A 13,075-nucleotide genomic window follows, 5' to 3' on the forward strand; every position below is an offset into this window, starting at 1 on the left:
AAATCAAATAAATTTTTTAAAACTTTTTTTTAGTTAATGCCGTCTTATGATATGAAAGAAAGAAAAATTTATTATTAATCTGTTTTTTAAACTATTTTATTGGTATGATTATCTAGGAGGTAATATTATGAATCCAAATATCTTTACTGAAAATTCAATTTTGGCATTAAATGATTCAAGAGACCTTGCTGTTAAATATAAACAGTCAAGTATCAAAAATGAAATATTAGCCCTAGCTTTATTAAAAAATAAAGAAGGATTAATACCAAGAGTCATTGAAAAAATGAATTTAAATCTCTCTTCTATCATAAGTGGATTGGAAAGAGAAATTGAAAAGTTTCCTAAAATAGAAGGAAACGGATTAGGAGATGTATCTCTTGACTCTGCTGCAAACAGAGTGCTTATAGATGCCGAAGAAGAAATGAAAAAAATGGGAGACTCTTATGTAAGTGTTGAACATATTTTCATTGCATTATTAAAAGAATGCAAAACATTACAAAGATTAGGAATTGAATTGAATAAATTCAAAGAGGTGATTAAAACAATTAGAGGAAATCAAAAAGTAGATTCTCAAAATCCAGAATCTAAATATGAAGTTTTGGATAAATATGCAAAAGATCTGGTAGAACTTGCCAGAGAAGGTAAGATAGATCCTATTATAGGAAGAGATGCAGAAATAAGAAGAACTATTCAAATTATTTCAAGAAGAACAAAAAATAATCCTATACTAATAGGTGAACCAGGTGTTGGTAAAACTGCAATAGCAGAGGGACTTGCTCAAAGAATTCTTAATGGAGATGTTCCTGAAAACTTAAAAGACAGAAAAATATTCTCACTTGATATGGGAGCACTTATTGCAGGTGCTAAATACAGAGGAGAATTTGAAGAAAGATTAAAAGCTGTATTAAAAGAAGTTCAGGCTTCTGAAGGAAAAATTATTCTGTTCATTGATGAAATTCATACAATTGTTGGTGCAGGAAAAACTGACGGTGCTATGGATGCTGGAAACTTATTAAAACCTATGCTTGCAAGAGGTGAAGTAAGAGTTATTGGTGCAACTACTATTGACGAATACAGAAAATATATTGAAAAAGATCCAGCTCTTGAAAGAAGATTCCAGACAGTTCTTGTAGATGAACCTACTGTTGAAGATACAATTTCAGTTCTTAGAGGACTTAAAGAAAAATATGAAGTATATCATGGAATAAGAATAAGTGATGGAGCTATTGTCTCTGCTGCAGTTTTAAGTGACAGATATATTTCAGACAGATTCCTTCCAGATAAGGCTATTGACCTTATTGATGAAGCTGCTGCTATGATAAGAACTGAAATAGATTCTATGCCAAGTGAACTTGACGAACTTACAAGAAAATCTATGCAGCTTGAAATTGAAAGAGAAGCACTTAAAAAAGAAGATGATGAAGCATCTAAAGAAAGACTAAAAGCTCTTGAAAAAGAACTTGCTGAAATAAATGCAAATAAAGCTGTTTTAAAATCTCAATGGGAAGTTGAAAAACAAGAAATTGAAAAAGTAAAACAATTAAAAGCTGAAATTGATAAGACAAAACTTGAAATTGAAAAAGCTGAAAGAAATTATGATTTAAATAAACTTGCTGAATTAAAATATGGTACACTTGCAACTCTTGAAAAAGAACTTAAAGAACAACAAGAAGCATCTGACAAAAAATTTGATCATGCTCTTTTAAAACTTGAAGTAGGAGAAAATGAGATTGCAGATATTGTTTCTAAATGGACAGGAATACCTGTATCAAAACTTGTTGAAAGTGAAAAAGAAAAAATTCTTAACCTTGAAAAATCTCTTAACGAAAGAGTTATGGGACAAGAAGAAGCTGTAAAACTTGTTGCAGATACAATCTTAAGAGCAAGAGCAGGACTTAAAGATAAGAGAAGACCTATTGGTTCATTTATCTTCTTAGGACCTACTGGTGTTGGTAAAACTTATCTTGCAAAATCTCTTGCTTATAATTTGTTTGACAATGAAGATAACATGATAAGAATTGACATGAGTGAATATATGGATAAATTCTCTGTTACAAGACTTATAGGTGCACCTCCAGGATATGTAGGATATGAAGAAGGAGGACAACTTACTGAAGCCGTAAGAAGAAAACCTTATTCAGTTATTCTGTTTGATGAAATTGAAAAGGCTCACCCTGATGTATTTAATACATTCCTTCAAATTCTTGATGATGGAAGACTTACTGATGGTCAAGGAAGAGTTGTAGACTTTAAAAATACTCTTATTATTATGACATCTAACATAGGAAGTTCTTTAATTCTTGAAGATCCTGATTTAAGTGAGGAAACTAAAAAATCTGTTAACAATATGCTTAAACAAGGTTTCAAACCTGAATTCTTAAACAGAATTGATGATATTATTATCTTCAAGAGTCTTTCTCTTGAATCTGTAAAAGATATTGTAAAACAATTATTAAAAGAAACTCAAGAAAAATTAAAAGATAAATATATTAAACTTGAATTTACAAATGATGTTATTGATTATCTTGCAGTAAACTCTTATGATCCTCACTATGGAGCAAGACCTCTTAAGAGATTTATTCAAAAAGAAATTGAAACAGAACTTGCTAAAAAAGTGTTATCTAATGAGATTAAAGAAAAAGACAGCGTTACAGCAGAACTAGTTGATGGAAAAATTAAATTTACAGTAAAAGAATAACTAAAAAATAATATTCTTTGAAAAGAGAGGCAGACAAAAATTTTTGTCTCTCTTTTTTTTATTTTTTGTTTGTTTTCAGATTTTATTTTTAAAAAGTTAAAAGTATTTTAATTTGAAAAAATTATATCTGAATGTTATAATGATGATAATAAAATAGCTCATTAAGCTATAAGTAGATAATTAATTATAACTATTTAAACAGCTAATTTCAAAGTAAAATTAGCTGTTTTTTTTGTTATTATTTAAAATAAAGATATTAATTTTTTAGTATGAAATCAACTAATTTTTTTTGTATAAAAGCTTATAATTAATTATAACACATTAAATTTTTTATAAACTGAAGGAGGAAACATTATGGGATTTATTCTTATGCTTGGATTAGCTTGGTTTCTATGCTGGGTTATAGCATCATTGGACGGGGCAAGTAAGGCAGCAGAAGAAGAAAAAAGAATAGAAATAATAAGAAAAAATGCAGAAGCAGAACGAGAAAAAGAAAAAAATATAAGGGAACAATTAAAAACAGAAATTGAAACAAAAGCTAAAAATTTTGAAGAAAATATTTTACCTAAAAACTTTAAAATTGATAAAAAAATTAACTATATATATCATAAAAATTATTCCCCTATTATTTATATTGACACACATGCAAAAAAATGTCTATTTACAAAAGATTTTGTAAATTATAAAGAATTTAATTTTAATGATATTTTTAAAATTGAGTTACTTTCTGTTAGAACAGATGATGTTAATGTAGGTGGAGATATAGTAGATTTTCTTGTTGCATGTGATATAAAAGAAGTATCATCTTTAGAATGTTTAAGAATAGAGTTTAAAGATATCAATATGGAAAATATAGAACTATTTTTTAATCTTTCAAATATGCCAAATGGACATGTCTTAGCTAATGGTATCAAAAATAGTTTAGAAAAAATAATGCAATTTGAAGAAAAAAAAGAAAATGATATTTCCAATTTGTAATAAACACCCTGAACGAGCACCACATATTTTTAATAAGACATTTTTTTATGTTGGCGTTGTAGTATGATTAGTTTTTCTTCATTGCTAACTTATCTTTTATATATTTTTGAAAAAATATATATAAAAAATAAAATCTTAATGTGCATTTTTATATTTCCTGTGATTGTTGATGGTTTTCTACAATTCTTTAAAATAAAAATGAGTAATAATATAAAGAGAGCATTAATGGGATTTTTATTTGGAATAGGGTATATTTCAATTTATATTAACTTTTTCTTGATATAAATATTTTTAAGAATTTCAGAGCATATAGTTAATTAAAATTATTTATACTTAAATAATTCTTATTTTTTATAATATTTTTTTAATATTTTTTATTTTGTAATCACATTGACAAAATAAGAAAATAATCTTATAATATATTCAAGAAACAACCCGTTATGGCTGGGATAAAATCCATATATGTTTGAGCATTAAAAACGCTATGATATAGGCTTTCACTTCGGTGAAAGCTTATTTCATGTTTATAAGAGGGTAGCGCCTTTTGTAAGCAGTTGACTCAAACATATATGGAGGTGTTTCAGATGGATTTCTTGTTAAGTATCTTGTCTGGAATAATTGCAAATATTATTTGTGATTATTTCCATAACTGGAGAAACAGCAAATAACCTCTCACACCTCCCCCATAATGGGCTTTATTTTTATAAAAAACCCTAAAAATAATTTATAATTTAAAATATTTAGAATTTTAATAATAAAAATATATATTTTTGATCATATAAAAATAAATCATAAAAATTTTTTATAAGATAACTTGTATTTTTTATATGAGTAAAAAGAAATTTAAAAAAATTTTTAAAAAATAGGGTTGACAATATTTTCATTTGGTAGTAAACTTAGTTCAACAAAATACAAAACAAGAAGATAGAGGTTGCGGGATTCAAAAGTAACTGAAAACATTAAGATTTGTGTATCGTTTTCATTGAAAGGGGAAACCGCCGAAAGATATATATAGACACAAATATGTATATCTTGGGACTTAGTATAAGATACTATGGACTGTCACAATAATGTGGAGAGCTATCATTGGTTTTTTAATATTTTTATATTTATACTAGTTAATTTAAATATTAAACCATAAACTCATTTTTGTGAATCTTCAAAAATCAGTTTATGGTTTTTTTATTTGTATCAATAATTTAAATTTTTAATAAACGGGGGTATTTCTTATGGGTAACAGATTTTTCAGACTAGTTTCATTTTTAGGTTTAACATTCTTAATGCTTTCTACAGCAGCATTTGCTGAAGAAGCAGCTTATCAGCCAGCTTTATATTCAACATTCTGGGCACTTGTCCCTCCAATTGTTGCAATAGTTCTTGCTCTTATAACAAAAGAAGTTTTTAGTTCTCTTTTCATAGGGATATTAGTTGGAGGACTTTTCTATTCAGGATTTACTTTTGAAGGAACTATGGTACATATTCTTCAAAATGGATTTGTAACAGTTCTTGCAGATTCTTATAATGTTGGTATCTTAATATTCTTAGTTATTCTTGGTGGAATGGTTTGTCTTATGAATGCTGCAGGAGGTTCAAGAGCATTCGGACAATGGGCAAGTAAAAGAATTAAAACTCGTGTAGGAGCACAACTTGCAACAATTCTTCTTGGTTGTCTTATATTCGTTGATGACTATTTTAACTGTTTAACAGTTGGAAGTGTAATGCGTCCTGTAACAGACAAACATAATGTATCTCGTGCAAAACTTGCTTATATAATTGATTCAACAGCAGCACCTGTATGTATAATTGCTCCAATATCTTCTTGGGCAGCAGCAGTTACTGGATTTGTTCCTGGTGAAGATGGATTCTCAGTATTTATTAATGCAATTCCATTTAACTTCTATGCACTTCTTACAATAACAATGATGCTTTTACTTGTTATTCTTGGTGTAGATTATGGACCAATGAAAACACATGAAGACAATGCTTTCAATGGAGATTTATTTACAACAGCTGACCGTTCATTTGTGACAGAAGAAGCAAATGTAAGTTCTAAAGGTTCTGTGTTAGATTTAGTAATTCCAATTATTCTTTTAATAATCTGTTGTGTAACTGGTATGATTTATAGTGGTGGATTCTTCAGTGGAGCAGGATTTGTTGAAGCTTTCTCAAACAGTGATGCATCAGTTGGACTTGCTCTTGGAAGTATTTTTGCTATAATAATTACTATTGGATTCTATTCAATAAGAAAAGTTCTTTCTTTCCATGAATGTATGAACTGTATTCCAGAAGGATTTAAAGCAATGGTTCCTGCAATAATAATTCTTACATTTGCTTGGACTTTAAAAGCTATGACTGATAGCCTTGGAGCTGCTCCATATGTTGCAGGTTTAATGGAAACTTCAGCAGCAGGACTTATGAACATGCTTCCAGCAATTATATTCTTAGTAGGTGTTGGACTTGCATTTGCAACTGGAACTTCTTGGGGAACATTCGGAATCTTAATTCCAATAGTTGTTGCAGTATTTGAAAATGATCCTCAAATGATGATTATAGCAATTTCAGCTTGTATGGCAGGAGCTGTATGTGGAGACCACTGTTCACCAATATCTGATACAACAATAATGGCATCAGCTGGTGCACAAAGTAACCATGTAAACCATGTTTATACTCAGCTTCCATATGCTTTAACAGTTGCAGGAATATCATTTGTATCATATATAATCGTTGGTTATACAAGAAGCTTATTTATAGCTTTACCATTTGGAATGGCACTTCTTTTTGGATTCCTTTTCTTCGTAAAAATGAGAGGATCTCAAAGAACAGTTGCTACTCCAGCTAACTAAAAATAAATATAAAATTATAAATAAAAATCCTCTTTCAAATATGAGAGAGTATTTTTTATTATTAGTTTCTTCATTATATAATATATAGAAGGTTATCTATATTTATTAAACAAAATAAGCCCTGAAAGAATAATTCCCCCTCCTATATATGTTTCCAGTGAAGGCATCTCATTTATTATAAGAGAACCCATAACAGCAGAGATAAGAGGAGTGACAAACATAAAATTTGTTACTTCACTAGTAACTTCAGCAACTGAAAGAGCCTTGCTCCACCAGATATATGCTATGGCACTTGGAAAAACTCCAAGATATATAAGGATAAGCCATGCTTTAGGTTCTGCACCTATAAGCTGTGGAATACTTTCAGGAAGAAATATCATAAGAAGAACTGTACCTGCAAAAATACTATAAGATGTAGATTGAAAAGCTGTGTATTTTTTTACATATTCTCTTTGAGTTATATTATATACTGCAAGAAGGATTGCTGCACTGAGCATAAAAATAATTCCAATATCTATAGAAAAAACTCCATTCCATAAGGCAAGGACGAGTATTCCTACAAAAGAAACCATAATTGACAACCAGCCTTTAAAATTTATTTTTTCTTTAAATATAAAAGATGAAAAAGCAGCCGTAAGAATTGGAGCTATTGCTATTATAACACTTCCTGTGGCAGATGTAAGTGACTGAGAACCTTTATTAAAAGTAATCATATAAAGAGTAAAACCTACAGCACCTGAAAAAAGAAATTTCGGAATATCTCTCGTTTCAGGAAATCCTATTTTTTTAATATACCCAATAACAAGAAGAGCCAAAGAAGCTGAAATATATCTAAAAAGTCCCAATGCCGAGGCTGTGAAATATTGAAGCCCTACTTTTGTAAAAACAAAAGCTGATGCCCAAAGAAATACCGTTCCAAAAGCATAAAGTTTACATTCATATTTTTTAAAAAAACTATTTTTCATTTTAATCAACTCCAAAAAATTCTCAAATATTTATTATTTAATACTTCTCTTCATTATTAAGTATATAATATTAATGTATCTTGTAAAGATTATTTTTTCTGATTTGAGAAAATCTGTTATAGAGCAGTTAGGAATAATGAATTTTTTAATAAAAATTAACATATTCTAGACATATTTTATATACTATGATAGTATTTATTTGGTGAACAAAAATATTTTTTTAGGAGTATAATAATGAAATATAACAGAGAATACATAGAAGAACTGCTGAAAGGCTTTCTTGAAAAAAGAATTCTTGTAAAAGGAATAATTTCAAATATGAAAGGGAACTATCCTTATTCAAAAGCAGTGATTAAGCCTCTTATGCTAAAAAACAATTTCTTTTTTCAGTTTGAACAATTTCAGAATAATAAAGCTTATCATTCAAATCTGACAACAGAAGAGAGTATAGAAAAAATGAAAGAACTTCTTGATAATTTCAAACAATTTATGATTTTTACAACAGAGGGAGATTATCAGATTTTAAAAGGAAAAAATGATTTTACAGTAAAAATAACAAAAAATTCAAGAGAGATAACATCACTTGAACATAATAAAACAAAAAATTATCTTTTAGAAGAGGGAACACCTATACCTTTTTTAATTAAACTTGGAGTTATGGGAGAAAAAGGAGAAGTTTTCAAAGATAGTTATAATAAATTCAGACAAATTAATAAATATCTTTAATTTATTGATGATACAATAAAAGAATTAAAAAGTAAAAAACTTATAACTGATACAATAAAAGTTGTAGATTTTGGATGTGGAAAATCATATCTTACTTTTGCTCTTCATCACTATCTTAAAAATATAAAAGATATGAAATTTACAATTATAGGGCTTGATTTAAAAAAAGATGTAATGGATTACTGTAATAAAGTTGCCCGTGAACTAAATTGCGAAAATCTTGAATTCCTTACAGGAGATATAAAAGATTTTGATAAATTAAAAGATGTAGATATAATTTTCTCTCTTCATGCTTGTAATAATGCAACAGATTATGCTCTTTTAAAAGGACTTGAACTTAATGCAAAGGCTATTCTTGCTGTTCCATGTTGTCAGCATGAATTTAATCAAAAAATGAGTTCAAATAAAGAGAGTGAATTCTTTAATAAAGAAAATGCTATAGGAAAGCATGGTATACTTCTTGAAAAATTTACTTCAGTGGCAACAGATGCTTTCAGAGCTCAGGCTCTTGAGTTATGTGGATTTAAAACTCAAGTGATGGAATTTATAGATATGGAGCACACTCCTAAAAATATTCTTATAAGAGGAATAAAAGAAAAAGCAAAACCTGAATCTTTAGAAAAAAAATATGCAGAGTATGAAACTTTTAAAAAATTCCTTGGAATAGAACCTATCCTTGATAATCTTTTAAAACCATACTTTATTATAAATAAAAAATAATATATAGAAACTTTTTTAAATAATTATATTATTTTTTTAAGATTTTCTGTTATAATAATTAAAGAAATAAAATATATTCAGAAAGGTATAAGACATATGAAACCACATATAAAAGAAATAATTGTTGTTGAAGGAAGAGATGATATTACTGCTGTTAAAGCTGCCGTAGATGCTGAAGTAGTTGCAGTAAATGGATTTTCTGTGGGAAAAAATATTGAAAAAGTAAAAGCTGCATATGAAAGAAAAGGAATAGTTGTTCTTACAGATCCTGATTTTGCTGGTCTTAAAATAAGAGACTATATTCAAAAAAGATTTCCAGAAGCTAAGCATGCTTATATAAACAGAGCCGAAGGAACTAAAAATGGGGATATTGGTGTTGAAAATGCCAGTCCAGAAGCTATAATAAAAGCTCTTGAAAAAGCAAGATGTGAATCTTCTGAAAAAAGAGAAGTTTTCAAACCTGAAATTCTTATAGAACATAGATTAACTGGATATCCAGATTCAAAAACTTTAAGAGAAAAACTTGGAAAAGTTCTTGGAATAGGATATTCTAATGGAAAACAACTTCTTTCTAAATTAAATCGTTATGATATAAGCATGGAAGAATTTTTGGAAGCTGTAAAAAAAGTTAATGAAAAATAAATATAGAAAATGCCACAGATATTATTATTCTGTGGCATTTATATTATAACTATCCATCAATATAACGAGACATTACAGTTTCAAAATCTCTTCTATTTTTTACATCATCTTTAAAAGCTAAGAAATCAGGATCTCCTGGAACAAGAGTAAGCCCTTTTGATATAGCTTCAAGTGTATGGTCTATCATATTAAGCTTGTAATAAAGTCTTGCAAGCTGAAGCCAGCCCCAAGGATAATCTGGTGCAACAGTTGTTCCATGAATAATATATGTAAGAGATTCATCAAATTTTCTAAGACACATAAGGGCATATGAATATCTTGAACACCACACTCCTGTATCAAAACCTTCATTTTCAACTTTTTTTAATATTTTTTCAGAAAGTGCAAAAGCAGAATAACTTCCGCTGTTATTAAGAGCATAAGCTTTCCACAAAGCAACACCTAAATCTTTTTCCATTTCTTCATCAGTATAGTGATGTTCTTCCTGCATTTTATCAAGATATGTAAGAATATCATCAGGATATTTAAAAGTCTCAAGTTGCTTTTTTCTTTCTTCAGTAATAAGTCTGCTTATCATCTGTACCTCCTAAACTTAAGTTTACTTAGTGATGTATTTTTAAAAATATTGTTTTAATTTTTCAATTTTCACTGTTGATATTTTTGATTCAAATGTTTTTACAAGTTCTCCAAAATTACTGAATTCACGATTTGAAAAAATAATAGTTTCACCATTATTCATATATATTTTAACATCTACAAACATTTTCTTTCCAATACTGCTATCATCAATTATTATTTCTTTTATATACTTTTTAGCATAAGTTTTAGATTTTAAAATAAATGGACGAATTATCGTAAACTCTTTTTCTGTAACAGATATAATACGATAAGTTATAAGTCTTTTAATACTTCCATAAAATCCATAGGCTATTGCAAAAATAAAGAAAATAAATTTTGCAGTATTTTCATTCCATTTATCTGCCCCTATAAAAAACAGTGACATAGCAAGGTATACTGCACAAAATCCAAGAAGCATATCACAGATAAAAGGATATTTTCTTATTTTGCTTTTCACAACATATTTCTTTTCCATAGTTCTCTCCTTAATGTAATTTATTCTCTAGGTTATTATATCACTAAAAATAAAATTTAACTATATCCCTCTATCTCAATTTATATTCTGATGAAAAACCATAGGCAGTTGAAATTACTGCACCTTTTTCCTTAGTAATATCAATTCCATCTTTTTCTTTTGCTCTGCATATTACATTATATGTAGAACTTATTCCTATATATTTAAAATACAAGTCTTTTAAAATATGTCCATGATCAATCATATGATTAACGGCTTTTTTAATCATGCTATATGAAAAAATCTGACTTTTATTTACTTCAAGAATTTTATCTTCCCCAATACATATATTTATTTTTTCTGGATATGTAATATCTGGAAAACCTCTCTCTGCACATATTTCAGGAATAAAATTTATAAGTTCTTCTGCTAAATCATAATCTTTTGTCTTTTCTCCAAGTTGTACAATCATATCATCTAAATCTTTTTCTGTTTCACATTTGTCAAACATATAAGCTGCCTCAAGAACAAATTTTTCTATCTCTTCTTCATTATAAGGATATGGAATATAAGTTGAATTTTCTTGAACAGCAAAAAAGAATTGTTTCTTTGAACCAAAATTTTCAGTATTCCACTGAGAGGCATAGTCAGCAATAAGTTCTCCCAATTCTTTTATAGGCTCATCATTTATTCGGCATTCACCTGTAATTTGATTATTATTTTTAGCAGCAAAGACTTTAATATATGATATTTTTTGATTTCCTAAATACTTAGGAATCTCATTTTCTAAAATTTTCCAAAATTCATTTGGATTCTTTGTTTCAGGTATATCACCCATTCCAACAATATTACTGCTGTACATTTTCCATTTGTGAATTCCATTGTATTCTGTTTCTATCTCTTTAAAAGATTCTCCATTCATCATAAACTTAATTCCTGACATTATTCCAAAGCAAAAACTTCCCTCTGCCATTGAAAGAGCATGTTTTCTGTCAGTCCCCATACTTGCAGAACACTCAAAAATCTCTCTATCCCATTTTTCAGAATAAAGATGATAATTTATAACTGCCATACTTTCATCTGATTTTATAACATCAGGACGAATAGAAAGAGAATACTCAGGAATAAAAAGAGTATTATCTCTTATTTCACTTTCTTCTTCTAAAAATACATCTCTCATATTTTTTAAAAGATAATAATTTAAATCTCCTAATTCAGCTTTTTTAAAATCTATATCCATCTTATCTCCTTTTATTAGACAATTTATTTATCTTTTACTATTATATCACTAACTTTTATTTTATTATAGTAACTTTAAAATTATGATTTTTTAATTCATAAATTTTAATATAAAGGAAATAAAACTTGCTAAAACAAATGTATTGTAATAAAATAAATAGATAGAGGTGTTGATGAAATGATGAAAATTAATTATGACTTAGAAATGCAAAAAATTTTAGAAAACATAAAAAAAGAAGGAGGAAGTAAACCTAAACTTCTTCTTCACTCATGTTGTGCTCCATGTTGTTCAACAGTAATTGAACTTTTAAAAGAGTACTTTGAAATAACTATTTTTTACTATAATCCAAATATCACAGAAAATGATGAATATCATAAAAGATATGAAGAAATGATTGAATATATAAAAAAGAGACATTATGATATTCCTGTAAAAGAGGGGAGATATAATCCAAAAGAAGATTTTTTTGAAAAGATTAAAGGATTAGAAGATAGAAAAGAGGGAGGAGAAAGATGTTATAAATGTTATAACCTTCGTATGCAAGAAACAGCACAAAAAGCAGCAGAAGAGGGATATGATTATTTTACTACTGCTCTTTCAATAAGCCCTATGAAAAATTCTGCATGGATAAATGAAATAGGAGAAAAACTTGAAAAAGAATATAAAATTAAATATCTTTATGGAGACTTTAAGAAAAAAGGAAGATATGTAGAAAGTATAAAAATTTCAAAAGAATATAATCTTTATAGACAAGATTATTGTGGATGTATATTTTCAAAGCTGGAGAGAAAAGCTAATTCTCCTTTATAATCTAATAATTATAAAAAATGGAGCTGTTGTATTTTCTAAATTATAAAAATAAAATTTTATTTTTATAAATCTGCAACAGCTCCAAGGAAATGAACAATTATTTCTCAATAGAATAGTAGCATCTTTTTGGAGAGATTATAGCTTCGTCTTTTTTTAAATCTTTAAGAGCTTTATCAACAGCTTTCTTATCTTCTCCAAGAGCTTCAGCTATTTCCCCACCCTTCATAGGTTCTGATTTTTTTAATAAGTCAACTATTTTATCTTTTAATTCCATTTTAATGCCTCCTGATAATTTAGTGTTTTAGTATTTTTCTATATTATATAATTTTTAATATAAGAAATCAACATTGATTTGTAATGATTGTAAAATAATTTTTTAAA

At 27.8% G+C, this 13,075-nt stretch carries 11 protein-coding genes, 1 pseudogene and 1 riboswitch; of the genes and pseudogenes, 7 read left to right on the forward strand and 5 right to left on the reverse strand.

The window, feature by feature from the left end; all coding sequences use genetic code 11:
• Window positions 1-127 precede the first annotated feature (127 nt).
• The 4 genes from clpB to I6E17_RS03360 all read left to right on the forward strand — a co-directional run bounded on the left by clpB (window position 128) and on the right by I6E17_RS03360 (window position 6,519).
• The gene (gene clpB / locus I6E17_RS03350) at window positions 128-2,698 is read left to right on the forward strand and encodes an ATP-dependent chaperone ClpB (RefSeq protein WP_176828698.1); all 2,571 of its coding nucleotides are present in this window, start codon (window positions 128-130) and stop codon (window positions 2,696-2,698) included.
• Between the two features lie 354 nt (window positions 2,699-3,052).
• Window positions 3,053-3,676 (forward strand): hypothetical protein, encoded by a 624-nt coding sequence (locus I6E17_RS03355; protein WP_176828697.1) that lies wholly within the window; start codon window positions 3,053-3,055, stop codon window positions 3,674-3,676.
• Between the two features lie 39 nt (window positions 3,677-3,715).
• Window positions 3,716-3,961, forward strand: a complete 246-nt coding sequence (locus tag I6E17_RS10030; protein WP_419180973.1) for a DUF2085 domain-containing protein — start codon at window positions 3,716-3,718, stop codon at window positions 3,959-3,961.
• A gap of 632 nt (window positions 3,962-4,593) precedes the next feature.
• A riboswitch (Lysine riboswitch) is annotated at window positions 4,594-4,767 on the forward strand.
• Window positions 4,768-4,905: 138 nt separating this feature from the next.
• Complete coding sequence (locus I6E17_RS03360; protein WP_235235545.1) at window positions 4,906-6,519, forward strand: Na+/H+ antiporter NhaC family protein; 1,614 nt, start codon at window positions 4,906-4,908, stop codon at window positions 6,517-6,519.
• Window positions 6,520-6,611: 92 nt separating this feature from the next.
• On the opposite strand, the gene I6E17_RS03365 is transcribed toward I6E17_RS03360, so the two are convergent.
• Window positions 6,612-7,484 carry a DMT family transporter gene (locus I6E17_RS03365; protein WP_235235546.1) on the reverse strand — a complete coding sequence of 291 codons (873 nt, stop codon included), beginning with the start codon at window positions 7,482-7,484 and terminating at the stop codon, window positions 6,612-6,614.
• Between the two features lie 234 nt (window positions 7,485-7,718).
• Between I6E17_RS03365 and I6E17_RS10035 the strand changes: the two are divergent.
• Window positions 7,719-8,930 (forward strand): annotated as a pseudogene (locus I6E17_RS10035) (class I SAM-dependent methyltransferase).
• A gap of 96 nt (window positions 8,931-9,026) precedes the next feature.
• Complete coding sequence (rnmV, locus tag I6E17_RS03375) at window positions 9,027-9,572, forward strand: ribonuclease M5 (RefSeq protein WP_235235548.1); 546 nt, start codon at window positions 9,027-9,029, stop codon at window positions 9,570-9,572.
• A 49-nt stretch (window positions 9,573-9,621) separates the two neighbouring features.
• Here the strand turns inward: rnmV and I6E17_RS03380 are convergent, their stop codons facing one another.
• The 3 genes from I6E17_RS03380 to I6E17_RS03390 all read right to left on the reverse strand — a co-directional run bounded on the left by I6E17_RS03380 (window position 9,622) and on the right by I6E17_RS03390 (window position 11,884).
• Window positions 9,622-10,149: a hypothetical protein gene (locus tag I6E17_RS03380; RefSeq protein ID WP_235235550.1), complete on the reverse strand. Its 528-nt coding sequence runs from the start codon at window positions 10,147-10,149 to the stop codon at window positions 9,622-9,624.
• Between the two features lie 39 nt (window positions 10,150-10,188).
• Entirely contained in the window at window positions 10,189-10,665 is a 477-nt protein-coding gene (locus I6E17_RS03385; protein WP_235235553.1) for a hypothetical protein, read from the reverse strand.
• Between the two features lie 70 nt (window positions 10,666-10,735).
• A complete protein-coding gene (locus I6E17_RS03390) occupies window positions 10,736-11,884 on the reverse strand; it encodes a DUF6348 family protein (protein ID WP_235235555.1) in 1,149 nt (382 codons plus the stop codon).
• Between the two features lie 180 nt (window positions 11,885-12,064).
• Here I6E17_RS03390 and I6E17_RS03395 point away from each other — a divergent pair, with 180 nt between their 5' ends.
• The gene (locus tag I6E17_RS03395) at window positions 12,065-12,694 is read left to right on the forward strand and encodes an epoxyqueuosine reductase QueH (protein WP_235235704.1); all 630 of its coding nucleotides are present in this window, start codon (window positions 12,065-12,067) and stop codon (window positions 12,692-12,694) included.
• Window positions 12,695-12,791: 97 nt separating this feature from the next.
• Here I6E17_RS03395 and I6E17_RS03400 read toward each other — a convergent pair whose 3' ends face one another.
• Entirely contained in the window at window positions 12,792-12,968 is a 177-nt protein-coding gene (locus I6E17_RS03400) for an HTH domain-containing protein (RefSeq protein ID WP_235235557.1), read from the reverse strand.
• Window positions 12,969-13,075 lie beyond the last annotated feature (107 nt).

This window comes from Fusobacterium perfoetens (assembly GCF_021531595.1).
Classification (GTDB): Bacteria; Fusobacteriota; Fusobacteriia; order Fusobacteriales; family Fusobacteriaceae; genus Fusobacterium_B.

Bases quoted from the DNA above. Each gene is read 5' to 3' on its own strand.
- I6E17_RS03390 (WP_235235555.1), bottom strand. From the start codon at position 11,884: ATGGATATAGATTTTAAAAAAGCTGAATTAGGAGATTTAAATTATTAT.
- clpB (WP_176828698.1), top strand. From the start codon at position 128: ATGAATCCAAATATCTTTACTGAAAATTCAATTTTGGCATTAAATGAT.
- I6E17_RS03355 (WP_176828697.1), top strand. From the start codon at position 3,053: ATGGGATTTATTCTTATGCTTGGATTAGCTTGGTTTCTATGCTGGGTT.
- I6E17_RS03385 (WP_235235553.1), bottom strand. From the start codon at position 10,665: ATGGAAAAGAAATATGTTGTGAAAAGCAAAATAAGAAAATATCCTTTT.
- I6E17_RS03395 (WP_235235704.1), top strand. From the start codon at position 12,065: ATGAAAATTAATTATGACTTAGAAATGCAAAAAATTTTAGAAAACATA.
- I6E17_RS03380 (WP_235235550.1), bottom strand. From the start codon at position 10,149: ATGATAAGCAGACTTATTACTGAAGAAAGAAAAAAGCAACTTGAGACT.
- rnmV (WP_235235548.1), top strand. From the start codon at position 9,027: ATGAAACCACATATAAAAGAAATAATTGTTGTTGAAGGAAGAGATGAT.
- I6E17_RS03360 (WP_235235545.1), top strand. From the start codon at position 4,906: ATGGGTAACAGATTTTTCAGACTAGTTTCATTTTTAGGTTTAACATTC.
- I6E17_RS03365 (WP_235235546.1), bottom strand. From the start codon at position 7,484: ATGAAAAATAGTTTTTTTAAAAAATATGAATGTAAACTTTATGCTTTT.
- I6E17_RS03400 (WP_235235557.1), bottom strand. From the start codon at position 12,968: ATGGAATTAAAAGATAAAATAGTTGACTTATTAAAAAAATCAGAACCT.